The sequence below is a fragment of the Paracoccus sp. DMF-8 genome, from assembly GCF_029309835.1.
Classification (GTDB): domain Bacteria; phylum Pseudomonadota; class Alphaproteobacteria; order Rhodobacterales; family Rhodobacteraceae; genus Paracoccus.
In genome coordinates this window covers 1-23,080 of the sequence record NZ_JARJHL010000015.1, presented here as the reverse complement: position 1 = coordinate 23,080, position 23,080 = coordinate 1, and the positions used below count along the sequence as shown (strand labels likewise).

The window sequence follows — 23,080 nt, the reverse complement described above, 5'->3', positions numbered from 1 at the left end:
CAACGGCACCGGCCTGATGCGCGGCCCCTGTCAGGGTGCGTGGGATCTGGGGCGCGCGAAGTCTGGGTCGCGCGGGATGCGACCGCGATCCGCGCAACTGTCGCAAATCCGCTATCCGCGCGGGGCCGGGCGATGGAATGCCCCGCCCCTGCGCCTTCACCCGTCAGCGCAGCGTTTCAACCGGCGAGGCGCGATAGATCCGCCATGCGGGCAGGATCGCCAGCGCGAGGCCGACCGCGATCGGCGTGCCGCCCGCCGCGAATTCGCGCGCGCCAAGGGTTGCGGTCATGGCGACCCCGCTCCAATCCGCGACGATGCGGGTCAGCGCGGCGGAACCCGCCCAGCCAAGAACCAGCCCGATGCCCGCCCCCGCCACGATCATCGCGCCGACATACAGCCAGACCGTCAGCAGCACGAAACCCGCCGGCGCCCCAAGCGCGCGCAGCACGGCAAAGCGGCGGCGTTGCAGGTCCAGCACGGCCAGCAGCCCGGCCAGGATCGCCGCGACGACCAGCACCTGCGCGGCCGAGGTCAGCGCCGACATGATCCGGACCGCCCCGCCCATCAGCTGATACAGATCGACCAGCGTTTCCGCCGGGAAAAAGGCGGTGGATTCGGCGGTGCGATAGCGCCCGCGCAGGCCATAGGCGGCGGGGATGCTGGCGGGGTGCATGACGATGGCGGGCAGGCCGGGCATCAGGGCGGCATCCCGGGGCGCGCCGATCCGGTCATCGCCCGGCGCATGGCCCGTGCCCATCGCATGGGCGTTCCAGATATATTCCACCGGGACGATGACGGCGCGATCCCATGGCGTGCCGGTCGGCTTCATCCGGCCGGTGATGGTCACGGGTTCATGCCCGTGCAGATCGTGATCGTGATCGTCTTCACCGTGATGGGCGTCATCATGGGCATGCCCATCCCCATCCCCATCTTCGTGGTCGTGGTCGTGGTCGTGGTCGTGGTCGTGGTCGTCCGAACCGCTCTCATAGGCGTCGGCGTCAAGCCCGCCGGTCAGATCGTCGGCATGGCCATGCCTGATTTCCAGCACCTGCCCCAGTTCCGCCTGAACCAAGGACCCGACAATCGCCTGATTGATCGCGGCAAAGGGCACGCCCTCGGCCAGCCCGTCGCTGAGATGCAGGGCGAAATCGGCGGTGGTGCCGACGACGGGCAGATCGCCGTGGCTGTCGCCAAAGGCGACGGGGGCCGCGAATTCCGCATCGGGGTCGGACAGGATCTGCGCGGCAAGGGGACCGGGCAGCAGCTCGACCGCGGTGGGGCGCAGAAGGACAGTGGAAAACAGCAGGTCGGTCTGGCTGCCGGGGGCGGCGACGATCAGGTCGAACCGATCCGCCGCCCGGGCCGAGCCCTGCCGCAGCGCGCGTTCCTGCACGCTGATCGAAATCCCAAGCGCCACGGCCAGCGCGATCAAGAGCGTGAACAGGATCGAGGTAAAGGGATCGCGCGCAAGGCTGGCGCGCACCAGAGGCAGCGGGTTCATCGGATGGTCACCTTCTGGCCGCGTTCCAGTTCCAGCCGCAGATCGGCGCGGGCGATCAGCGCCGGGTCGTGGCTGGCAATGATGATGCTGTGGCCTTCGTCGCGGGCCAGCGCGGACAGGGTGGCGATGACCTCGGCCCCCGATGCGGCGTCAAGGCTGGCGGTGGGCTCGTCGGCAAAGATCACGGCGGGCGACAGCAGCAGCGCGCGGGCCAGCGCGACGCGCTGCTGTTCGCCGCGCGACAGCAGGCTGGCGCGGCGCCGGTCGGGGACGCCGAAACGGCGCAGCAGGGACCCGGCGCGGTCGCGCAGCCGGGCGGCGGAAAAGCTGGTAAACCACGCGGGCACCAGAACATTGTCGACGGGCGAAAGTTCCGGCACCAGCTGGAAATCCTGAAAGACAAAGCTGGCATTCTCGCGCCGCCAGCGGTCGCGCGCGGATCCCGACAGCCGGGCGATATCGCAGCCCTGCCAGTCGATCCGCCCCGCCGTCGGCACCAACAGCCCCGACAGCAGATACAGCAGCGTGGTTTTGCCCGACCCCGAAGGCCCGGTCAGCACCACCATCCGGCCCGGCGCGATGTCCAGCGCGGGCAGCGTCAGCAGGGCTCATAGGGCGCAGGTCATGGCGCAGATCCTGCAGCCGCAGCATGTGTCCGGGGGGCATCACAGCCGCTCGTAGCTGGTGCCGCGCAGGCGGACAAAGCTGACGAAACCGGTTTCCGGATCGGTTTCAAAGCCGGTCTCGAACGTGCCGGATGCGCGGATCAGATCGGTATAGCGGACGGGTTCGACGGGCCGGTCGGTCAGGGCCAGCACGATGTCGTCGGGCCATTGCGCCTCTGTCTCGCAAAAGGGGCAGACGGACATGGGCAGCTTGGTCAGCACGAAAAAGCTGATTTCCGGCTTCAGCGGCGGGGCCATGTAGCCGACCATCTCGACCCGCTGGCCGGTCAGCGACTGCGCGCGTTCGGTCAGGTCGCGGCCACGTTTGTACAGGTCGCGGAATTTCAACTGCTCCGGCGCGGCATGGGCCAGTCGGGGCAGGAACGGCAGGGCGGCGGCGGCGGTCAGGAACTGGCGGCGAAGCATGAAACGGGCCTTTCGGAAAATGCGTGAACTGCCGGGACGGGCCCGGCAGTTCGATGTCGTGACCGGCGGCTTACTGGCCTGCGGCGGTGATGCGCTCGGACATGCCGGTCGCGTGATCCATGACATGATAGATCAGGTTCTGTTCGACGACGCCGTGGAACAGATGCGCCCAGGGGCCTTGCGCCATGATGACGACATCGTCACCGGCATGGGTTTCGCTTTCACCAAGCGGGACCAGCGCCTGCTGCAGGAAATCGACGTCGGTGGTGTCGACACCGGTCAGATCGGCGCGCGGTTCGTCCAGACGGGCGCCGGGGCCGTTCATGTAGCCAAGCGTGGTATAGGGCTTGCCGTCGTCGCCCGTGCCCGCGATGCCCAGGATCGGGTTCCCGCGCACCGGATAGCCCGCGATCGAAAAGACGTGGCTGTGGTCGGCGGTCAGGATGAACAGGGTTTCTTCCAGATTGACCTTTTCCGACACGGCCTTGATCGCTTCGTTGACGGCGATCATGTCGGTCAGCGCGCGCGCGGCATTGCCCGCGTGATGGGCGTGGTCGACGCGGCCGCCTTCGACCATCAGAACAAAGCCGTTTTCGTTTTTCGCCAGCAGATCAACGGCCTTGACCGCCATTTCCGCCAGCGAGGGTTCGCCCCCGGCATCCTTTTCGCGGTCGACGCTGTATTGCATATGGCTGCGGTTGAACAGGCCGAAGGCGCGGTTGACATTGGCCGGGTCGATGGCGTCGAAACCTTCCTGGTTCCGGACATAGACGCCGTCACTGTGTTTCGCGGTCCATTCGGCGACCAGATCGCGACCGTCGGTGCGCGCGCCGGTGGCGGTTTCATCCTCGGGGTCTTGCTGGTCGGCCAGCATGAAGTAGCCGCGACCGCCGCCAAAGATCACCTCGAACTCGTCACCGGCGGGCCAGTCGATCAGCTGGGCGGCGATATCCTTGCAGCCGCCGGCCTTGGCGTCCTCGGGCAGGTCCTTGTCGGCTTCCCAGTCACGGCCCGCGACCTTGGCATAGGTCGCGGCGGGGGTCGCATGGGTGATGCGCGCGGTCGACACGATGCCGGTCGCCAGACCAGCCGCCTTCGGCGCGTTCAAAGATCGTCGTGACCTCGGCGCCCTGCTGGCTGGCGCAATCGCCGACCTTGATCGCCTGCGTGACGCCGATGGTGCCATTGACCGGTTTCACGCCCGACACCATCGCCGTGGCGGTCGGCGCGCTGTCGGCGACCTGCGCGTCATGGGTGTAGGTTTTCGACATCGCGGTATAGGGCAGCAGGTCTTCGTAAACCATGACATTCGATCTCACTCGTCGACGCCGCGCTGCTGGCCTTCCAGATGCGGGCGGCGGTCATGGTCGGGACCGACATGCCATCGACGACGAACAGGACGACGTTCTTGGCGCGGCCGGTATTCGGCTCGGTCGCCAGTTTCTTTTGCAGTTCGGCCCGCGCCGCGGTGAAATAGCTGTCCTGCGCCTGCTGGACGTCCTGCGCCATCGCGGTGGTGCCCAGTGCGATAGCTGAAGCGCCAAGCGCCAGCGAGCGGATGATAGTGGTCATGATGCCCCTCTGATCGGGTCGGTTAACGATGCCCTGCCTTTAGGGCCGCGATATGACACCAGCATGTCAGCATGGCTGATTTCCGGCGGGCCGAAGACATGTCGCAAGGCGCCGACACGCGCCGGATGTCGCGGGGTGCCGAGATCAGCCGGTTTCGGTCGTGACCGATTTTCAGCGGTGACTGGCTCCGCGCGATCTGCGTTCCGGCCCGGCGATACGGCAACCGCGCCATCACGACGCAGCGGAACAACGCTCCCGCGATTCTGGCCCCCTGCGGCCCCGCACCCTGCCGCCGACCACCCGCAGTTGTCGGGCCGCATCGCCGTGATTGCACATGCGCGCAGGCGATCAACCCAGGGCGCATACGGACGGGTGATCCGCGCCGAACCGGCAAAACTGGCGGGAAACTGCCGAAAACGATCACCGCTTGCGCTTGGTTATTATTCCTACGTACAAACCGGGCCATATTCGCAAGAATTCTGACGCTGACCCCTGACCGAGGTCGATTGACGAGGTCGATTGATATGAACATGCCTTTCAAGCAGGACGCCCGGCTTGGCCGTCTGAGCACCGTTCTTGGCCCTGACGTTCTTGTGCTGCTGCGCTTTTACGGCAGCGACTATATGAACGCCCTGTTCGAATATGATGTCGAGGCGCTGTCGGCGTCCCCATCCGTGGATTTCGACCAGATTCTGGGCACCCATGCGACGGTGATCGTGGACAGCCGCCACGGGCCGCGCCATTTCGACGGGATCGTGACGCGCGGGCGTTACGCGGGTGCGGGGGAAAACGGCTATCGCTTCAACCTGACGCTGAAACCGTGGTTCTGGCTGGCGGATCAGCGGTTCAACCAGAAGATTTTCCACAACAAACCCGTGGACCAGATCATCCGCGAGGTTCTGGCCCCCTATGCGGGGCGCGGGCAATCCGGCGCTGGATCTGCAACTGACCGGCGATTACCCGGAACTGGAATATACGGTGCAATATCGCGAAAGCGATTTCGCCTTTGCCTGCCGGATGATGGAGCGGTTCGGGATCTCGTATCACTTCGTGCACAGCGAAGGGAATCACACGATGGTCCTGACCGACAGCGACACCAACCACAAGGAGGTTGCGGGCGGCAGCCGCGCCTTCAAGCCCGCCGACGGCCACCACCAGCCCGACGAGGAACATTTCTGGGACCTGGAACCCGAGCGCAACATCAAGACCGGCGCGGTCCGGCTGATCGACTACAATTTCAAGACCCCGCGCGCCGACATGATGGCCGAACGGGTGGGTCAGGCGGCCCATGCCTTCGGCCAGTTGGAAAGCTATGAATATCCCGGCGTCTATCTGGACCGCGAGGAAGGCCGCAAGGTCGCCCGCATCCGCAACGACCAGTTTCAGGGCGGCGACCGACGCAACCGGGCGGTGGGCGATTGCGTCTCGCTCAGCGCGGGGATGATCGTGAATGTCGTGGCCAATGGCGTCGAAAACCTGGGCGATCCGCGCCAGCTATGTCTGGCCGCGCATCATACGTTCGTCTTCGAGGCCTAGTGGGTCGGGCACGACGGTCAGCGACGGCTATTCCTATAGCGGCAGTTTCGTGATGATGCCCGCATCCGCCCCGCTGGCGCCGCCGCGCCGGACGCCGACCTCGATCGTGCAGGGGCCGCAGACCGCGATGGTGGTGGGCGACGGCGAAATCGACTGCGACGAATATGGCCGGGTTCTGGTGCGTTTCCACTGGGATCTGGAAGGCGCGATTTCCATGCGCTGCCGGGTCAGCCAGCAATGGGCGGGCGCGGGTCTGGGTCAGGTCGTCATCCCGAGGATCGGGATGGAGGTGATCGTCGATTTCATCGACGGCGACCCCGACAAGCCGCTGATCACCGGCTGCGTCGTCAATGCCTCCAACGCCAATATCTACGGCCTGCCCGCGAACAAGACGCGGTCGGGTTTCGAGACCAAATCCCATAACGGCGGCGGCTTCAACGAGCTGATGTTCGAAGACGAGCTGGGGAGCGAGGAAATCTTTCTGCACGCCCAGAAAGACATGAACCGCGTGATCGAGGATAATGAAACGACCCGGGTGAACAACGGCGACCGCTCGATCACGGTGGCGACCGGCGATGAAAGCAAGGCCGTCGAATCGGGCAACCTGACCGAAACCGTGGCGCTGGCGCGTTCGGTGACGGCGAACACGATCAATGAAACCGCCGTCGCGGGTCAGGCGGGGCCGGGGCACATCACCTATCAGGCCGATGACAACATCCAGATGAGCGCCAAGCAAAAGATCACCCAACTGGCGACCAACAACATCGAACAGGAAACCAAGGCCTCTGCCAGCATGGTGGCCAAGGACAATATCACCAACAGCGCGGGCAAGGTGATTTCGGTTTCCGCCGGCGAACGGATCACGCTGGCCGTCGGCGCACCTGATGCGGCCGCCGATTCGGTCATCGAAATGACCACCTCCCAGATCATCCTGAAATGCGGCGGCACCCAGATCACCCTGACCAAGGACGTTCTGGATCAGGTGGCGGGGATGATCCATCTCAACAGGAATGCGGCTGGCTGAACATGTTCTATTTCAACGAAGGCTCCCTTGATCTGCCCGACAGCTGGCAGGATCAGTCGGTCAATCTGGTGTCCAGCAACGGCCCGATGGAACCGGGCCTGACCATCACCATCACCCGCGACACCATCCCCTGGGGCATGGGCTTTTCCGAATATGTCATTGACCAGATCGAACAGATTCAGGGCACGCTGGACGATTTCGCGCTGTCGGGCCGCAAGCCGGTCGTGATCGGCCGTGCCGCCGGGTTCGAACTGGAATGCACATGGAAGGCGAAACAGGGCCGCATCCACCAGATCATCACCATCGTCCAGATCGCCGAAAACCGGGCCATGGTGCTGACCGCATCGCAGCCCGGCAACATGTCGCCCACCCAGGCCTCCGAGGTGCGCCGCATCGTCTCGACCCTGAACCTTCAGCAACGACGGAGCTGACCGCATGAGCGGCCTGACGACGGCAGCGACCAGTGGCGCGGATTTCTCGCATGATCAGGCCGGAAATACCGGCAGCACGGAACTGACGACGCCGGATTTCACGGGCCGTTCGGATTTCGAACAGGGCTATGACGCCACGCTGGATTTCGTCGAAAGCGATCTGGTGCAGAACACCATGCTGGTCGGCGGCGTCGCGCTGCCTGCGGCCTTTGCCGGGGGCAGCGCGCTGGCGGGCAGGGCGACGCTCGCGGCGGCCGGATCGGCGGCAGGGGCGGCGCTGCTGCCTGCGGCGGGGCTGGCGGCGGCGGGTTTCGCCGCCGGTTGGGTCGGCGAGAAATTCGGCAGCGCGATGGGCCATGTCGTGATGGGCGGCATCTTCGGCATGGATCAGATGGGCGATGCGGAAATGCCCGCGACCGTCGGCCATCCGGTTGCCCATACCAGCGGTTGGGGTTTGCTGGGCGCGGTCGCGCTTGGTGCGCTGATCGCGGTCGTGGGGATCGCCACGCTTGGCACCGGCGCATTGGCCATCGCCGTGGTGGCCGGGCTGGCGCTTGGCGCGACGGCGGGCTTTGCCTCGGCCGCGGGGCAATACGGCACCAACAAGGGCGAGATCGCCCAGGGCTCGCCCGACGTCTATTTCAAGAACAAGCCCGTCGCCCGCGTTACCGACAAGGTTCTGTGCAAGAACCACGGCGGGCCGCAATTCGTCGCACAGGGCGCGGAAACCGTCTTTGCCAACGGTCTGCCCATCGCCCGCGTCGGCCACAAGACGACCTGCGACGGCACGATCAATGACGGGGTCGCCTCGATCGCGATCACGCTGGATACCAGCGCGATGCAGATGGACATCGATTCGGGCTGGATCGACCGCGCCTTTCGCACGGGGATGATCACGGCCGATCTGCTGCCCTTTCCGAAAGGCAACAAGGGCCCCGATGCCGATGGGCCGACGCCCCGGCCCGATGCCGATGGCCCGTCCCCGACCCACAACCGCCCTGACGGCGGCGACACCGCCGCCCGTCCCGATCCGGTCGGCGACCGCACCAATCACGCGGGCGATGGCGACGGCGGGTCCACGCCCGGCAACCGTCCCGATGGCGACGGGCCAGATCCCGCCCGCACGCCGGATGCCGACACGCCCAACCAGAACCGGACGCCGGACCAGTCGTCGAACCATGACAACACGCCGAACCCGGACCGCACGACCGATGGCGACCCGGTCGATGTCGCCTCGGGGCTGGTGGCCGAAACCCGCACCGATATCGCGATTCCGGGCACGATCCCGCTGGTCCTGACCCGCAGCTACCGCCCCGGATGCGAGGGGATTCAGGGCCGCCACTGGGCGGGCACATGGGCGCAGCATCTGAAATTCGACGGCGAAACAATCACCTATCAGGACGAAGACGGCGTCCTGATCGATTTCCACGCCCCGCGCGACGATATCCGCGCCAAGAACATCCGCTTTCCCCATCTGATCCTGGAAGGCAACCGCGAGGGCGAGGTCTTTGTCTATGACCGCCGCCGCCAGATGTTCGCGATCTTTGGCCACCGGCGCGGCGACCGGCTGCTGCTGACGCGCATTCAGGACCGCAACGGCAACCGCATCCGTCTGGTCTATGACGAAAACGGCCTGCATGAGGTGCGCCATTCCGACGGCTTCAGCCTGTCCGTGGAAAGCCGCGACATGGTCATCCGCCGCGCCGTGCTGAACGCGCCGGACAGCACCGATTGCGGTTTCGTCTGGACCTATGACAGCCGCAACATCCTGACCGAGGCGATCTCGTCCCAGGACCGGCACGCTGCGCTACGGCTATGACGCGCAGGAACGGCTGACCAGTTGGGGCGACACCAACCAGACCCGCGCGCATTACGAATATGGCGCGCATGGCCGGGTCACGCGCAACTGGTCGGATTCGGGCCATCTGAATACCGCATTCGATTACGATCTGGCGGCGAAACGCACGGTCGTGACCGATGCGCTTGGCCATGTCACGATCTATGACTGGAACGATCAGGGTCTGGTCTGGCGCCGCATCGACCCCGCAGGGGGCGAGTGGCTGACCGAATGGGGCCGCAATCTGAACGTGCTCTCCCGGACCGACCCCCTGGGCCATGTCACGACATTCGACTATGATGCCTGGGGCGATCTGGTCGCCGTAACCGATCCTCAGGGCAATCGCGAAAGCTGGAGCTATTATCTTTCCGGCCGCATCCGGTCCCATACCGATGTCACGGGCGCGACCCATGTCTTTCGCTATGACGACAGGGGCAGCCTTGCCTCGGTCGAACAGCCGGATGGCAATTTCACCCGCTATCGCCGCGCCGGAAACGGTCAGGTGCTGCGCGTCGATTACCCCGGCAACCGGCAGGAGCGTTATTATTACGACCTGCTGAACCGCCCCCGGATGCTGCGCACCGTCGCCGGTTTCGAACAGCAGATGCAATTCGACGGCGAAGGCCGCCTGATCCGCATGACCGACGAAATCAGGGCGGAAACGCGGTGGGACTATACCCGCGACGCCCTGAACCCGCGCGGCAACATGCGCGCCGTCCGGCTGGCCGATGGCAGCACCACCACCGCCGAATATGACAGCGAAGGGCTGATGATCGCCGCGACCAACGGCCTTGGCGCAACGCGGCGCTATCACTTTGGCGCCTTTGACCTGTTCACCGGCATGACCGATGAACAGGGCCATGAGCTGCGCTTTGAACATGACGCGCTGACCCGCCTGACCGCCGTCATCAACCAGAAGGGCGAACGCTACGAGCTGACCTATGACCCCTGCGGCCGCATCGTGGCTGAACGGGATTATTCCGGTCTGGTCACCACCTATGACTACGATATTGCCGGGCGGCTGATCCGCAGCCAGGCCCCCGACGGCACCCTGCGCGACTACAGCCGCGACGCACTTGGCCAGTTGACCGAGGTGCGCTATCGCCGTGGCGCGGAACTGTCGCGCACCCGCTTTGCCTATGATGCCGCCGGTCGGATCATCCGCGCCGAAAGCGCCGAAAGCCTGGTCGAATACGCCTATGACATCATGGGCCGCGTCATCAGCGAAAAGCAGAACGGCCGCGAGATCCGTTCCGAATATGCCGCCGATGGCGTCGGCCGCGTGGCCCGGACCGGCGATGTCCTGCCGCTTGCCGCCAGCTACAACGCCGCGGGCCAGTTGGCGGAGTTGCGCATCGGCGACCACGCTCCGCTGCGCTTTGCCTATGACCCGCGCGGGCTGGAAACCATGCGCGAGCTCGGATGCCGGTTTCGCGCTGACCCAGGGCTATAACAATGTCGGCCTGCTGGTCGAACAGATCGCGGGCCCCCTGTCGGCCCTGCCCGAGGAGGTCCGCTTTTGCGCCCTGACCGGCGATCACCGCAACGAACATATCACCCGCGCGGGCGCGCTGGCCCATCGCACCTATCTGTGGGACCGCGCCCATCGCGCGATTGCGGTCAACGACCGGATCACCGGCGAAAAGCGTTTCGATTACGACCAGCGCGGGCAAGTGGTCGGCGTCCAAAGGCTCGACCGCCGGGGCGGAAACCCGGTGCTCAGCCGCTTCGGCTATGACCCGAACCAGAACCTGACCGAAATCGCCACCGGCATGGCGCGAAAGGTCGTGCAGGACGCCGGCCGCGTCCGCCAGCGCGGACAAGGTCCATTACCGCTACGACAACGCCGGTCGCGTCATCGAAAAACGCGTCGAGGAACCCGGCTTCCGCCCGCGCGTCTGGCGCATGGGCTGGAACGCCCGGGGCCAGCTTGCCCGCCTGGAAACGCCCGAAGGCGAGGTCTGGCGCTATGTCTATGATGCGGTCGGGCGACGGATCCAAAGCCTTCGTATCGTCAGCGGCGATGCCGGGAACAAATCCCCGGATGACGGCCATACCGTCCCGGACGGCAAGGCATATCAATGGGAGGGCCGCCGGATCGTGGCCGAATCGGTGATCGCCGCCGACGGCACCGCGAACTGGGATATGGCAACCTCATGGGTGTATGAGACAGGCTCGCATGCCCCGCTGGCACAAAATGCCTCGGGCGAGTTGAATTATGTCGTCAACGATCATATCGGCACGCCGCGGGAACTGGTAACCCAGGATGGTGCCGCCGTTATCTGGCGTCAGGATCTGGACCTGTGGGGCGATGACCAGAAGGCCGCGACCCGCAAATACGCCGCCAACACCGACAGCGCCCCCGGATCATGCCCGATCCGCTTTCAGGGTCAATGGTATGATGCGGAAAGCGGACTACATTACAACAACCACCGCTATTACGATCCGGATGCGGCACAATACCTGTCAAGCGACCCGCTGAGACTGCTGGGGGGGGTGCGCCCGCAGGCCTATGTCGCCAATCCCAACGGCTATATCGACCCTCTGGGACTATCGGCCTGCGCCTATGTCGATGACAATGGCACGCTGAATTTACGCAACAAATTCGCGGATCCAAATGACCCCGCTTATGATCCGGCAAAGGCAGATGAATTCGACGCCTTCGTGCAGCTATGGAATGAACAGGCACAGGCTTCTCCGAATGGCTTTACCCGGCAGAGGATGACGCCACAATTGACGAGGGATGCGAACCGATTCCGGTCGCGGGCACGGCGGTGGTTGGACGAACGCGGTATGACCGATCTTGCGCCGGGGCATTTGCCCGATACCGCATGGGGTGGGCTGGCGGATCCCGGCGATGCCGGGTGCCGCTTGATCGTGATGTCAACAGCTATATCGGCGGCTTGACGCAGGGCGTCGATCCGGGAACCAGTTATACCGGCGTAACGTGGTTTTGATGTCTGGAAAGGAAAGCTGATATGAGCATTACGGACCTGCTGGCAGAAATCCAAACGCTGAATGCCCTGTATTGCGACGCAGAATCGCAAAGCGCAAAGCCGGGCAAGTCCGCCGGACCGGTCGAGCGGCTGCTATGTGCCGACGGCTCGACCTGGATCGAAGCGCCCGAAGATATTCAAGAGTTCTATCAATTCGGTTCACCCTCGAGCCTGTGCAGCGTCGAACAGGTCTGGCTATCCGCCGCCGAAATGCCCGATCTTTTGAAAAACCCCAATATATCGGAACTGCTGTGCAGCGACTTTGACAAGGGCCTTCTGCTGTTCGAACCAGCGAAAAAGAACAATTCTGTGCTTTTCGCCTATGATTATCTGCCGTCTATTTTTCAAAGAGCCTACTTTGTATTCCCTGAACCCCGCAGCTATTTTGTTCTGGATGCGGGGTCAGAAATCGTTCGTTATGAAAATATCGAAGCCTATCTGACATTTTGGCGTGATGTCGTCGCGGATTAGGGCGATCATCCCTCTATCCTGCCGATGTATGTGAGAGCCATGGCAGAAGTTGATTCCGGCACCGTAATAACCGTTCCCATATCTGGAATGATTTTTTCCCTGCAAGGTCATTGGGCTGTCGGACAGATTCAGGGATGTCATGGGTATGGTCGTCTTACCCGGTGTCTTTGAAAGCGCTGAGGATGTGCAGGTCAATGACGGGCATATCAGAGGTTGACGGTCATGGGACAGTCCGCGACCGCCATTTATTGCGACAAGAAAAACGTCATGAAGAGAAAGATGATGAATGGCGTTCCGATCCACAGCTCAGACTGGATCGGCTCACAGACGCCCGGCGGGACGCGCACGGGAACGGCCCGCGCGCAGGCCTATTGGGACAATATTCTAAGGGGCGCAGGATTTTGAGCGATCAACTACAACACATTCTTGAACCCGTCGGTTTTTTTGCCAGCGCGCGGCTCCTGTCGGGGGAGGGACGGTGTTTGTTGCCCGCAGATGTCGAGGTTACAAGTGATCTTGATCGCGCAATGGTTTTGGAAAATTCGCAGGATCTGCCTGAAGGATACGGTGTCTGGGCGGATGCGATCGAAGGGGGGGTATATGACTTCTACGCAACTGAAGAGGGCCAGCAGGGGCGCGCGATCATTGAGCCCGAAGCAGATGCGGTTTGGACCAGCCGGGGCGAGTTTCAGCGCGCGCTGAACAAGAAAAAGATTCGCAAGACGATCACGCCTTTCGAGGAATTCTGGGCTACGGTCGCCTACTCAATTCTTGAGAATCTACAATATGTTTCGCTTGGACGCTTCGTCAAAGGCGAGAGCGGAGAGCCCTTTCTGGAACGGCTGTTTCAGATCTATATTTGCGGCCTTTACCCTTGTGGTCTTCACGATGACGGACGGATCGTCGCGCTGGACCCTGCTTCACTGGCCGGTTTCGAAAAGCTGCCAGAGGGCGTTTTATCGCGCTGATCGCAAAGTGCTGGCCTTTTCCGATCTGCAAAAATGTGTTGAAGGATGATGACAACCGGCCAAATCCAATCCGGCGCCGTGATCGCTATCCCGGCCGCAAGCCGGATATTTGCCTGCAAGGTGATCTGGCTCTCGAACAGATCCAGGGATGTCATGGGCATGGTCGTCTTGCCGGGTGTCTTTGACAGCGTTGCGGATGTGCGGATCAATGACGGGCCATATCAGCGGTTTACGGTCATGGGGCAATCCGCGACCGTCATTTATTGCGACAAGAAAAACGTCACGAAAGAAAGATCTGGCCGGTGATCGGACAGCTTGCCGTCACCGATGCGGATCTTGATCTGCTGGTCCAACAGGTCGGCGCAAGCCTTTATCAAGGCGACCAGTTGTTGCGCAACATAGGGCCCGAGGAACAGGGGAAATATCCGAGATTCCTTGTTGCCGGCAATGCCGCGGTCGAGGGTTTCCTGCAGCAACTATTGGTGCCTTAGCCCGCGCTTTCCCCGGATTAAGCCGCCCCGGATCCTGAATCATCATCATATGCGGCCTGACAGGCCCGGGACCGCGCTGATCAGCGGCAGGACGCGGGCCGCCGCCACCGCGTCCGACACCGCCAGCTCGACCATCATCCCGCGCTTGCCGCCATTCAGAACGACCTGTTCAAACGCCCGGATACTGTCGTCGAAAACCACCGGCACGGCGCGTTTCTGGCCAAAGGGGCTGATGCCGCCAGTGTGGTAGCCGGTCAGGCGCTCGGCCCCGTCGGGGGGCATCATCTGCGCGGATTTGCCGCCAAAGGCCGCCGCCGCGCGCTTCATCGACAGCGTCCGGTCCGAGGGGATGACGGCGCAGCCCGGCTTGCCGTCGATGTCGACCATCAGCGTCTTGAACACCCGCGCGGGATCGGCACCAATCGCCTGCGCGGCCTGCAGGCCGATGGCGCCCGTTCCCGCCGCATAATCATATTCGATCACGCGAAAGGCGATTTTCGCCTGCGTCAGCGCCCGCGTTGCCGGTGTCTGAGTGCTCATCCGCGCCCCCTGACCCCCTTTGCTCCCGCACGCCCTTAGCCAAACCGGGCGATCAAAGGCAAGCGTCAGGCGGTTTGCAGGGCGGGGGCGCTGTCGGGGATGTTGATGACGCGGCGGCGCTTGGCGCCGGGATCGGCGGGCAGGCCGCGACGGATATGGATAACCGGCGGGCGCGCGCCAAAGCGGGCGGCAAGCTGCGTCAGCCCGGCGCGCAGGCCGGATTCGGCCGCGCCGATGGCGTCGGTGTCCAGCCAGATCGTCAGCGCGCCATCCGCCTGGAATCGCGCGATAGTCGCGCACCGGCACGCTGAGAACGGCAATCGCCTGGCGGATCGCATCGGACGGGATCATCCGCCGCGCCCCATTCGATGCGGCCCACCACAGGATATCATCGGCCCGCCCCTCGATCCGTTTCAGGCGCTGGCTGGCGCAGCCGCAGGGGCAAGGCTCGGGGTCGGGGATCAGCACGTCATCCAGCCGATAGCGCAGGATCGGCAGGGTCTCGCGGGTGAAATCGGTGATGATCGGGCAAGAGGCGCCGGTCGCCGCGTCGATCACATCGCGGTCGAAATGGACGAATGCTTCGTTCAGATGCAGGTTTCCGGCGCGGCAGGTCTGGCCAAGCACCCCTTCGGTGCATTGATAGACCTGATCGGGGGCGCGGCCAAAGGCGCGGGCGATCAGGGCGGCGTCTTCGGGCGACAGCACTTCGGCCACGGAAATCACGCGCTGCGGGCGCAGGGTCAGGACGCGGGCCAGATGCGCCTCGGCCAGTTTGCACAGGATCTGGGCGGGTGCGATCAGCACGGTCGGATCCTGATTGGCAGAGAGCGGGCAGGTGATCTTCCAGCGGCTGCAGCAGGTCGTAAAATTCAAACCGCATCAACGGGTTGCCAAGGCTTTCATACAGCGCATTGTTGGCGCGCAGGAAAAAACCGATGCGCTGGCGCGACAGCAGCGGGCCGGGCCAGAACCGCCCCAGCATGGTGGCAGCCCAAGCGCGCGCTCGCGCCTGTTGGTCAGAAACAGCCCGCGCTGGCCCGATGTGCCGGTCGAAAGCCCCACGGCCAGCTCGCCCAGCAGGGGGTGAAATCGCGGCTTTCCTCGGCCTGCAGAGCGACGGCAAGGGCGGTGTCGCGGGGCAGGTTGCGGGTATTGATTTCGCTGAAATGGTGCATCAGCCGCGCCTTGTTCATCAACGGCCATTCCCCGACGGGACGGTCGGCATATGCGGCGTAAAAGGGCGATTGCGGCATGATCTGGCGGCGCAGGCGGTCCAGCCCCGCGCCTGATGGGCGGCGACCGCGTCGCGGGTGGGGAAGCCTCGGCCATAGCGGGCCTGCCAGAAAGCGGAAAGGGGCGTCACGGCATCACCTTGATGAAAGGGTTTCGAAAGCGGCGGCCAGTGCTGCCGGATCGCGCCCAGGATCGCCGCGATGCGGGAAAGCCAGGGCCCCCTGTGCAGGGGCCCCGTCCAGAACTGCCCCAACGGAAGGGAACGGGTGAACATCGAACCGGGAAACAGTGGAATGGGAAACAGGGAACTGGGAAAGGACAGGGGCAGCAGGTGCGGCAGACGGCCATCCGGCCTGCTGCCGCATATTCCCGACCGGGCCGGAACCGGCCGTTTGGGAATGCGGGGGCTGTGACAGCGTCGCCGGTTCCACGGCGCGGGCCGGGTCGCGGGCGGGAAAGGCTTCGTCGCAATGGGACGGCCACAGCGTGATATCGGGGCGATCCGCCATCAGGCGGCGCAGGCGGGCGAAGGTCTGCAGATAGGCCGCGCGATCCCCCGGGCGATTCAGGGTCAGATCGGGCGGCGGGGCGTCGTCGCGCAGGGCGGCGCGGCTCCATGCGGCATCTGCGATCAGGAATTGCGGCCCTGCGGGCGTGTCGGGCAGGTAAAGACCGAACTGCCCCGCGCCATGTCCGGGCAGCGGCACGGCCAGCAGCTGGCCATCGTTCAGCAGGTCATGGACCGGGCCGAAACCCGCGAAACCGGGGGGTGGGGCGACCTGCGGGCAATCCTCGACAAAGCGCGGGGACAGGGCGCGCAGGCGGCGGCGCAGGGGCTCAGGCACCCCGGCCTTCAGCGTCGCCAGCCGCTCGCCCCGCTCCAGCGCCGCGAATGCCGCGCGCGATGTCAGGACCGGGACGTCGGGGATGTCGAACAGGCCCGCGACGTGATCGGCATGCAGATGCGACAGGATGACCAGCGCGGGCCGGGCGCCCATGTGGCGCAACTGTTCGGGCAGGCGTTCGCCCATGCACAGCGTCGCGGGCGTCGTCCAGCGATACAGCCGTTCCGGCAGGCGGGCCGTCGCGCGCCAGAAGGCGCTGCCATAGCCCGTATCGAACAGCACATCACCCTGCCAGTGGCGGATCAGGCCGGCGCCCGCCGGGAATGTCGCGATGCGCCAGCGCCCGCCGCGCCGGGTGAGGGATTCGGGGCCGCGGCAATGGCCGATGCGCAGGGGATGCAACTCAGGCATAGTCGCGGATCCCCTGCGCCAGCTCGACCCGTGGAAGGAACCCCAAACCTTCCGCGCGGCCGAGATGTCCAGCGTCAGGCTGCGGCCCAGAGAGGCGACCGCCTGACGCGTCCAGAATGGGTTCGATATCGGGGCGAAACACGCCGGTGCGCCGTTTCCAGCATCGCCGCCAGCGCCATCGCCACGCCCATAGGGCAGCACGCGGCGGCGAGCACTGCGCGTCATAGATCGCGCAGGCGGCATCCAGCAATTCGGTGAACGGATAGGCCCGCCCCGAGGTGATGTTGAAGGCCCGGCCCCCGCCGCATCCGCGCGCTCGGCCGCCAGCAGCATGGCATGGGCCGCATCGCTGACATGGGTGACGTCGATCAGGCTGCGCCCGCCGCCGATCAGCGGCACGGTGCCGCGCCGGATCGCGGTTTCCAGCCAGGGCAGCAGCGCGCGGTCCCCCGCGCCATAGATCGCACGGGGCCGCAGCGCGGCGGTGCGCAGCCCATGCCCGTCGGCTGCCAGCACCAGCCGCCTCGGCTGCGTGTTTGGTGCGCGTAATCGCTGGCGAAGCGGAGTGGGCAGGGCCGCGTCCTCGGTCAGGTTCAGCCGGTCACTGCCATCCACGTAAATGCTGCGGGGACGAGGCAAGATGAACCGCCGCACCCCCGATCTGCGCGCGGCGATCAGCAGGCGACGGGTGGCGGTGACGTTGATCGCCTGAAAATCCTCGGGCCGGCCCCATGCCGATGACAGGGCAGCGCAATGGTGGATCGTCTCGACCCCGGCCAGATGCGGGGTCAGCGGCGCGGGATCGCACAGGTCCAGCGGCAGGAACTGCGCCCCGGCATGGGCCAAGCGCGGCCCCGGCCCGCAGGTCGCGGCCCTGCGCGATGACGCTGTCGCCACGATCCAGCAAGGCGCGGACCAGCGCGCCGCCAAGGCATCCGGTTGCCCCTGTGACCAGAACCCGGCCCATCAGTAACGCACCACCATGCCGCCGATCGACACCCCGGCGGATGTGCCAAGCAGCAAGACCAGATCGCCACGCTGGATCCGGCCTTCCTCGACCGCGGTATGCAGCGCCGTCGGGATGGATGCGGCGATCTGGTTGCCATAGCGCGAAGGTCTTGATGACGCGCTGCACCGGCAGGCCAAGCCGCGCAAGCCCATGTTCCAGCGCCAGCCCGCTGGCCTGATGGGGCACGATACAGGCCAGATCCGACAGGCTGGCCCCGGCATCGCCAAGCAGGCGTTTCAGAAAGCGCGGCAGATGGCGGGCGGCGGCGCGAAAGGCCGCCTGCCCGTCCATGCGGAAATAGGATGCGCGGATCGCGGCCTCGGGGTCCACGGCCGCCGTGATCCGGGTGCCGCCACCTTCCAGCACGCAGGCATCGCGCGCCGCGCCATAGGTTTCGAACCGCGCGGCCAGCGGGCCGTCGCCATCGGCGCCCAGCACCACCGCCGCCGCGCCATCGCCAAAGATCGCCGCCGTATCGGGTTCCGCCCAATCCAGCCCGACCGAGGCGATATCGGCCGCGAAGACCAGCACATGCCGCGCCTGCCCGCAGCGGATCTTCATCGCGGCCAGATCCAGCGCCTGAACAAAGCTCAGGCAGGTCGCATTCACGTCATAGGCGGGAATGCCCGTGTCCCCCAGACCAAGCCGCGCCTGCACCAGCGTCGCGGTTGACGGGATCGCCTGTTCCATCACGCCGCAGCCGCCAAGGATCAGATCGAGGTCGCGGGCGTCCAGCCCGGCATTGTCCAGCGCCATGCGCGCGGCCTGAGCCGCCATCATGGAACTGGTCTCGCCATCGCCTGCGACATGACGCGCCGCCAGACCATAGCGGTTTTCGGTGGTCCCGCGCGGCCAGCCAAGCCGCCCGTCGATTTCATCCGACCCAACCCTTTGAACAGGCAGGTATTTCCCTGTCCCCAGAATTCGCATCCCGGCTGGCCGATTCGTCGTCATGGCCTTGGAAAGCATCGGGTTCACCATTATTGAACACTGTTCAACAAAATTTGCCTTGCCTTTCCGTTTCCGTCAAGCGAATTTTTGAACATTGTTCAGAAAGGATCGACATGGCCCGCCCCCAACGCCTGCCCCGCGAGGAATTGCGACAGGCCATCCTTGACGCCGCACAGGATATCCTGCGCGACGAGGGCGTCGATGCGCTGACCGCGCGCGCCATTGCCAAGCGCGTCGGCTATACGGCGGCGTCGATCTACAACGTCTTTGAATCCATGTCGGACCTGCTGATCGAGGTGAACCGCCGCACCCTGACCGACCTGCGGCTGATCTTTGTCGACCTGCCCGAAAGCGCCCCGCCCGATGTCCGGCTCAAGGAACTTTTGCGCCGCTATATCGCCTTCATGCAGCGCAATCCGGCGCTGTGGGCGGCGCTGTTCGGCGGCACGCGCAAGCGCGAAAGCTTTCCCGACTGGTATACGGCCTCTGTCCGGTTCCTGCTGGGCCAGTTGCGCGACATGCTGCGCGAAGTGACCGGGGAAACCGACGACGCGCGGGCCTGGGCGCAGGCCGAACAGCTTTATCTGGCGGTCCATGGCGCGATCTCGCTGGATCTGGGGCGGCGGCTGGATCTGGTGACGCCGCAACCCCTGAACCATGTGACCGAGGCGATTCTGGACATGATGCTGGCCCGGTTCCGCACCTGATGCGCGCCAATTCCCTTCACGGCGGTTTCGTTCTGGGATCGGCCCGCTGCGGATCGACGCTGCTGTCGGATATCCTGCGCCTGCACCCCGCCATCCTCAGCCTGTCAGAGGTGTTTTCGACCGCAGGCCCGAACGCCTTTCCACAAGGCCGGATCGGCGCAGGGCGGTTCTGGCACGGGCTGGCACGGCCGACGCGCTTTGCATCGGCCATCGCCAACCCGGACCGGGCGCCGCGCGAATTCCTGTATGGGCGCGCGGGGCCGGCGCAGTTTGACCCGTGGTTCTGCCCGCCGATCCTGCAAATCGCCCTGCCCCATCTGTCCGACGATCCCGACGCGCTGTTTCACTGGCTGCAATCGCGCGCGCTGGCCGCGCCGCGTCAGGATGCGGGGGCGCATTATCGCGACCTGTTTTCGGCGCTGGCCCGGCAGCAGGGCCGCAGGGTCTGGGTCGAAAGATCGGGCGGCTCGATCATCGCGACCCGCACGCTGCTGCGCCTGTTTCCCGGCGCGCGCCACCTGCTGCTGACCCGCAACGGGCCGGATACGGTGCTGTCGATGGCCGATTACCCCGCGACCCGCATCGCCGTCTGGATGTGGAAACGCCTGCGCCCGCTTGGCATCGACCTGATGGCACCCGGCAGCCATTACGGGCGGGGGCGGATCTGGCGGGCGCTGCAGGCTTCGGGCCGGATCTTTCCGGTCACGCGGATTCTGGACACGCGCCCGGATCCGGCCGATGTCGGCGCCTTCTGGTCGGCGATGATGCAGCGCGGCACGCAGGCGATGGCGGCGATTCCGCCCGGCGATCTGGCCCATCTGTCCTATGAATCGCTGGTCGCGGACCCCCGCCGCCAGTTGCGGGCCGTGGGCAGGTTTCTGGCGGGAGAGGCGCCGGACGACTGGCTGGACCGGGCCGCCGCGCTGCCGCAAAAGCGCCCGTCCCGACTGGACGATTTGTCGCAGCCCGACCGCCAGCGGCTACGGGAATCCTGCGCCATGGGCGAAGCAGCGATTGCCGCCTTTCTGGCCCGGCGCTTTGGCGCGAAACCAGATCAACGCACTGAATTATAATACGAATATCAAATCACGGCAGAACCGGGCAACGGCAGGGCAAATTACCCGCGGAATTATCAATAGCCAAAACCTATCGAAATCTGCCGCCCGATCTATTTCACCCCAAGCCGCGCAACCGCTATGCTGCAACGCAGAGGATACGGGCGATTCCCCGCCCCGACCGTTTCAAGCAGACAGGTGTTCACATGGCCCTTATCAACACCCGGATCAAACCCTTTACCGCCACCGCCTTCAAGCAGGGCAAGTTCATCAATGTCTCGGACGCCGATATCGCGGGCAAATGGGCGGTGTTCTTTCTATCCGGCCGACTTCACCTTTGTCTGCCCGACCGAACTGGGCGACGTCGCCGACCATTACGACGAGTTGCAGAAACTGGGCGTCGAGGTGTTTTCGGTTTCGACCGACACCCATTTCACCCACAAGGCCTGGCATGACAGCTCGGACACCATCGGCAAGATTCAACATGCGATGATCGGCGACCCGGTGGGCATCATCACCCGCAACTTCGACGCGATGCGCGAAGAAGAAGGTCTGGCCGACCGCGCCACCTTTATCGTCGACCCGGACGGCATCATTCAGGCGATGGAAATCACCGCCGAAGGCATTGGCCGCGACGCCACCGATCTGGTCCGCAAGATCAAGGCCGCGCAATATGTCCGCGCCCATCCGGGCGAAGTCTGCCCCGCCAAATGGCAGGAAGGCGAACAGACGCTGGCCCCTCGGCTGGAGCTGGTCGGCAAGATCTGATCGCCGCACCGTGACGTCATCGTCCTGACTTCATGGGCCGCAGTTCACGATTTCCGGTTTCCGCTTGTCTGCGGCCCTGAACCCGTCCCGCGCCACCGGCGCGGGGCGTCCATCCGCCCCTTATTCGCCCGAGGATTTCCCATGCTTGACGCCAATCTCAAAACCCAGTTGCGTGCCTATCTGGAACGGCTGACGCGGCCGGTCGTGCCGATCGCCTCGACCAGCGCATCGGCGAAATCGGCCGAGATGGTGGGCTTGCTGCATGAAATCGCGGAACTGTCGGACAAGGTATCCGTCAGCCTTGACGGGCAGGACGACCGCCGCCCGTCATTTTCGCTGACCAGCCCCGGCCATGATATCTCGCTGAGCTTTGCGGGCCTGCCGATGGGGCATGAATTCACATCGCTGGTGCTGGCGCTGCTGCAGGTCGGCGGCCACCCGCCCAAGGCGGAACGCGAGATTCTGGACCAGATCGCCAACCTGCCCGGCGATTTCACCTTTGAAACCTATTTCTCGCAATCCTGCCAGAACTGCCCCGACGTGGTGCAGGCGCTGAACCTGATGGCGGTGCTGAACCCGCGCATCCGGCATGTCGCCATCGACGGTTCCGATTTCCAGCAAGAGGTCGAAAAGCGGCAGGTCATGGCCGTGCCGACGATCTATCTGAACGGCAAGGTGTTCGGTCAGGGCCGCATGGCGCTGGAAGAAATCCTGTCGAAGATCGACACCGGCGCCGCCGCGCGCGACGCCGAAAAGCTGGCGGCGCGGGAAACCTATGACGTGCTGGTCGTCGGCGGCGGGCCTGCCGGTGCAGCCGCCGCGATCTATGCCGCGCGCAAGGGCATCCGCACCGGCATCGTCGCCGAACGACTTGGCGGGCAGGTGCTGGACACCATGTCCATCGAAAACCTGATTTCCGTCCCCCATACCGAAGGGCCGAAACTGGCGCAGGCGCTGGAAAACCACATCCGCGAATATGACGTGGACATCATGACCCTGCAAACCGCCAAATCGCTGAGCCTGTCGGGCGATCTGGTGCAGATCGGGCTGGAAAGCGGCGCCACCCTGTCGGCGCGCAGCGTGATCCTGTCGACCGGGGCGCGCTGGCGGTCGATGGGGGTGCCCGGCGAACAGGAATACCGCAACAAGGGCGTGACCTATTGCCCGCATTGCGACGGCCCGCTGTTCAAGGGCAAATCGGTCGCGGTGATCGGCGGCGGCAATTCGGGGGTCGAGGCGGCGATTGATCTGGCCGGCATCGTCAGCCATGTCACGCTGATCGAATATGACAAGGTGCTGCGCGCCGATGACGTGTTGCAGCGCAAACTGCGCAGCCTGCCGAATGTCGCCGTCATCACCAATGCGCTGACCACCGAGGTCAAGGGCGACGGCGCCCGCGTCACCGGCCTTGCCTGGCGCGACCGTGCCGCCGATCAGGCGCATGATCTGGAGGTGCAGGGGATTTTCGTCCAGATCGGCCTGCTGCCCAATACCGACTGGCTGAAAGGCGTCGTCGATCTGACCGCGCGGGGCGAGATCGTCATGGACGGCCACGGCGCGATCCTCGGTCCCCGGCGTCTTAGGTGCTGTCACACGAGTATAGTCGTTCTTAACCTAGTACTACGTAACTGAACGGCGAC

Annotated in this window: 23 protein-coding genes and 3 pseudogenes; 14 read left to right on the top strand and 12 right to left on the bottom strand. The window is 64.8% G+C overall.

Annotated elements, in window-relative coordinates; all coding sequences use genetic code 11:
- Positions 1–163: 163 nt before the first annotated feature.
- From PE067_RS16525 to PE067_RS16500, 6 genes are all read right to left on the bottom strand, one after another.
- Complete coding sequence (locus PE067_RS16525) at positions 164–1,501, bottom strand: FtsX-like permease family protein (protein ID WP_276190806.1); 1,338 nt, start codon at positions 1,499–1,501, stop codon at positions 164–166.
- Complete coding sequence (locus PE067_RS16520) at positions 1,498–2,067, bottom strand: ATP-binding cassette domain-containing protein (protein ID WP_276190805.1); 570 nt, start codon at positions 2,065–2,067, stop codon at positions 1,498–1,500. Before PE067_RS16520 ends, PE067_RS16525 begins: the two co-directional genes overlap by 4 nt.
- Before the next feature lie 99 nt (positions 2,068–2,166).
- A complete protein-coding gene (locus tag PE067_RS16515; RefSeq protein ID WP_276190804.1) occupies positions 2,167–2,592 on the bottom strand; it encodes a hypothetical protein in 426 nt (141 codons plus the stop codon).
- 70 nt (positions 2,593–2,662) lie between these two features.
- Complete coding sequence (locus PE067_RS16510; RefSeq protein ID WP_276190803.1) at positions 2,663–3,661, bottom strand: alkaline phosphatase; 999 nt, start codon at positions 3,659–3,661, stop codon at positions 2,663–2,665.
- Positions 3,597–3,896, bottom strand: coding sequence for an alkaline phosphatase (locus PE067_RS16505; RefSeq protein ID WP_276190802.1), 300 nt, complete (start codon positions 3,894–3,896; stop codon positions 3,597–3,599). The genes PE067_RS16510 and PE067_RS16505 overlap by 65 nt, the downstream gene beginning before the upstream one ends.
- Positions 3,841–4,164 (bottom strand): alkaline phosphatase, encoded by a 324-nt coding sequence (locus tag PE067_RS16500; protein WP_276190801.1) that lies wholly within the window; start codon positions 4,162–4,164, stop codon positions 3,841–3,843. The genes PE067_RS16505 and PE067_RS16500 overlap by 56 nt, the downstream gene beginning before the upstream one ends.
- Positions 4,165–4,688: 524 nt before the next feature.
- Here PE067_RS16500 and PE067_RS16495 point away from each other — a divergent pair.
- The 10 genes and pseudogenes from PE067_RS16495 to PE067_RS16450 form a co-directional block, all read left to right on the top strand.
- Positions 4,689–5,021 (top strand): annotated as a pseudogene (locus PE067_RS16495) (contractile injection system protein, VgrG/Pvc8 family); the annotation flags it as partial.
- A 52-nt stretch (positions 5,022–5,073) separates the two neighbouring features.
- Positions 5,074–5,700, top strand: coding sequence for a phage late control D family protein (locus tag PE067_RS16490; RefSeq protein ID WP_276190800.1), 627 nt, complete (start codon positions 5,074–5,076; stop codon positions 5,698–5,700).
- A complete protein-coding gene (gene tssI / locus PE067_RS16485) occupies positions 5,627–6,724 on the top strand; it encodes a type VI secretion system tip protein TssI/VgrG (RefSeq protein WP_276190799.1) in 1,098 nt (365 codons plus the stop codon). Before PE067_RS16490 ends, tssI begins: the two co-directional genes overlap by 74 nt.
- Before the next feature lie 2 nt (positions 6,725–6,726).
- Positions 6,727–7,155, top strand: coding sequence for a DUF1795 domain-containing protein (locus PE067_RS16480; protein WP_276190798.1), 429 nt, complete (start codon positions 6,727–6,729; stop codon positions 7,153–7,155).
- 4 nt (positions 7,156–7,159) lie between these two features.
- Positions 7,160–8,974, top strand: coding sequence for a PAAR domain-containing protein (locus PE067_RS16475; RefSeq protein WP_276190797.1), 1,815 nt, complete (start codon positions 7,160–7,162; stop codon positions 8,972–8,974).
- Positions 8,975–9,125: 151 nt separating this feature from the next.
- The gene (locus tag PE067_RS16470) at positions 9,126–10,445 is read left to right on the top strand and encodes a hypothetical protein (RefSeq protein WP_276190796.1); all 1,320 of its coding nucleotides are present in this window, start codon (positions 9,126–9,128) and stop codon (positions 10,443–10,445) included.
- Positions 10,378–10,971: a hypothetical protein gene (locus PE067_RS16465; RefSeq protein ID WP_276190795.1), complete on the top strand. Its 594-nt coding sequence runs from the start codon at positions 10,378–10,380 to the stop codon at positions 10,969–10,971. The genes PE067_RS16470 and PE067_RS16465 overlap by 68 nt, the downstream gene beginning before the upstream one ends.
- On the top strand, positions 10,898–11,899 hold the full coding sequence (locus PE067_RS16460; protein WP_276190794.1) for an RHS repeat-associated core domain-containing protein: 1,002 nt from the start codon (positions 10,898–10,900) through the stop codon (positions 11,897–11,899). The genes PE067_RS16465 and PE067_RS16460 overlap by 74 nt, the downstream gene beginning before the upstream one ends.
- A gap of 71 nt (positions 11,900–11,970) precedes the next feature.
- A complete protein-coding gene (locus PE067_RS16455) occupies positions 11,971–12,459 on the top strand; it encodes a hypothetical protein (protein WP_276190793.1) in 489 nt (162 codons plus the stop codon).
- A 194-nt stretch (positions 12,460–12,653) separates the two neighbouring features.
- Positions 12,654–13,427, top strand: a complete 774-nt coding sequence (locus PE067_RS16450; protein WP_276190792.1) for a hypothetical protein — start codon at positions 12,654–12,656, stop codon at positions 13,425–13,427.
- A 260-nt stretch (positions 13,428–13,687) separates the two neighbouring features.
- Here PE067_RS16450 and PE067_RS16445 read toward each other — a convergent pair whose 3' ends face one another.
- The 6 genes and pseudogenes from PE067_RS16445 to PE067_RS16420 form a co-directional block, all read right to left on the bottom strand.
- Positions 13,688–13,903, bottom strand: a complete 216-nt coding sequence (locus PE067_RS16445) for a hypothetical protein (protein ID WP_276190791.1) — start codon at positions 13,901–13,903, stop codon at positions 13,688–13,690.
- Between the two features lie 60 nt (positions 13,904–13,963).
- Positions 13,964–15,265, bottom strand: coding sequence for a Cys-tRNA(Pro) deacylase (gene ybaK / locus PE067_RS16440; protein ID WP_276190790.1), 1,302 nt, complete (start codon positions 15,263–15,265; stop codon positions 13,964–13,966).
- 212 nt (positions 15,266–15,477) lie between these two features.
- Positions 15,478–15,714, bottom strand: coding sequence for a hypothetical protein (locus PE067_RS16435; RefSeq protein ID WP_276190789.1), 237 nt, complete (start codon positions 15,712–15,714; stop codon positions 15,478–15,480).
- A 114-nt stretch (positions 15,715–15,828) separates the two neighbouring features.
- Complete coding sequence (locus PE067_RS16430) at positions 15,829–17,796, bottom strand: NAD-dependent epimerase/dehydratase family protein (protein ID WP_276190788.1); 1,968 nt, start codon at positions 17,794–17,796, stop codon at positions 15,829–15,831.
- A 120-nt stretch (positions 17,797–17,916) separates the two neighbouring features.
- A complete protein-coding gene (locus PE067_RS16425; protein ID WP_276190851.1) occupies positions 17,917–18,111 on the bottom strand; it encodes a 3-oxoacyl-[acyl-carrier-protein] synthase III C-terminal domain-containing protein in 195 nt (64 codons plus the stop codon).
- A 313-nt stretch (positions 18,112–18,424) separates the two neighbouring features.
- A pseudogene (locus PE067_RS16420) lies at positions 18,425–18,715 on the bottom strand (ketoacyl-ACP synthase III); the annotation flags it as partial.
- Between the two features lie 308 nt (positions 18,716–19,023).
- Here PE067_RS16420 and PE067_RS16415 point away from each other — a divergent pair.
- From PE067_RS16415 to ahpF, 4 genes and pseudogenes are all read left to right on the top strand, one after another.
- On the top strand, positions 19,024–19,617 hold the full coding sequence (locus PE067_RS16415; protein ID WP_276190787.1) for a TetR/AcrR family transcriptional regulator: 594 nt from the start codon (positions 19,024–19,026) through the stop codon (positions 19,615–19,617).
- Complete coding sequence (locus PE067_RS16410) at positions 19,617–20,690, top strand: sulfotransferase (protein ID WP_276190786.1); 1,074 nt, start codon at positions 19,617–19,619, stop codon at positions 20,688–20,690. The genes PE067_RS16415 and PE067_RS16410 overlap by 1 nt, the downstream gene beginning before the upstream one ends.
- A 188-nt stretch (positions 20,691–20,878) precedes the next feature.
- Positions 20,879–21,440: pseudogene (gene ahpC / locus PE067_RS16405) on the top strand (alkyl hydroperoxide reductase subunit C).
- Positions 21,441–21,581: 141 nt separating this feature from the next.
- Positions 21,582–23,072, top strand: coding sequence for an alkyl hydroperoxide reductase subunit F (ahpF, locus tag PE067_RS16400; protein WP_276190785.1), 1,491 nt, complete (start codon positions 21,582–21,584; stop codon positions 23,070–23,072).
- Positions 23,073–23,080 lie beyond the last annotated feature (8 nt).

Coding starts and splice junctions, on each gene's coding strand:
- PE067_RS16520 (WP_276190805.1), bottom strand. CDS start 2,067: ATGGTGGTGCTGACCGGGCCTTCGGGGTCGGGCAAAACCACGCTGCTG.
- PE067_RS16410 (WP_276190786.1), top strand. CDS start 19,617: ATGCGCGCCAATTCCCTTCACGGCGGTTTCGTTCTGGGATCGGCCCGC.
- PE067_RS16455 (WP_276190793.1), top strand. CDS start 11,971: ATGAGCATTACGGACCTGCTGGCAGAAATCCAAACGCTGAATGCCCTG.
- PE067_RS16465 (WP_276190795.1), top strand. CDS start 10,378: ATGACCCGCGCGGGCTGGAAACCATGCGCGAGCTCGGATGCCGGTTTC.
- PE067_RS16515 (WP_276190804.1), bottom strand. CDS start 2,592: ATGCTTCGCCGCCAGTTCCTGACCGCCGCCGCCGCCCTGCCGTTCCTG.
- PE067_RS16425 (WP_276190851.1), bottom strand. CDS start 18,111: ATGGGCTTGCGCGGCTTGGCCTGCCGGTGCAGCGCGTCATCAAGACCT.
- PE067_RS16460 (WP_276190794.1), top strand. CDS start 10,898: ATGGGCTGGAACGCCCGGGGCCAGCTTGCCCGCCTGGAAACGCCCGAA.
- PE067_RS16415 (WP_276190787.1), top strand. CDS start 19,024: ATGGCCCGCCCCCAACGCCTGCCCCGCGAGGAATTGCGACAGGCCATC.
- PE067_RS16480 (WP_276190798.1), top strand. CDS start 6,727: ATGTTCTATTTCAACGAAGGCTCCCTTGATCTGCCCGACAGCTGGCAG.
- PE067_RS16505 (WP_276190802.1), bottom strand. CDS start 3,896: ATGGTTTACGAAGACCTGCTGCCCTATACCGCGATGTCGAAAACCTAC.
- PE067_RS16450 (WP_276190792.1), top strand. CDS start 12,654: ATGACGGGCATATCAGAGGTTGACGGTCATGGGACAGTCCGCGACCGC.
- PE067_RS16490 (WP_276190800.1), top strand. CDS start 5,074: ATGCGGGGCGCGGGCAATCCGGCGCTGGATCTGCAACTGACCGGCGAT.
- PE067_RS16525 (WP_276190806.1), bottom strand. CDS start 1,501: ATGAACCCGCTGCCTCTGGTGCGCGCCAGCCTTGCGCGCGATCCCTTT.
- PE067_RS16435 (WP_276190789.1), bottom strand. CDS start 15,714: ATGCCGCAATCGCCCTTTTACGCCGCATATGCCGACCGTCCCGTCGGG.
- tssI (WP_276190799.1), top strand. CDS start 5,627: ATGGCGTCGAAAACCTGGGCGATCCGCGCCAGCTATGTCTGGCCGCGC.
- PE067_RS16500 (WP_276190801.1), bottom strand. CDS start 4,164: ATGACCACTATCATCCGCTCGCTGGCGCTTGGCGCTTCAGCTATCGCA.
- PE067_RS16475 (WP_276190797.1), top strand. CDS start 7,160: ATGAGCGGCCTGACGACGGCAGCGACCAGTGGCGCGGATTTCTCGCAT.
- ahpF (WP_276190785.1), top strand. CDS start 21,582: ATGCTTGACGCCAATCTCAAAACCCAGTTGCGTGCCTATCTGGAACGG.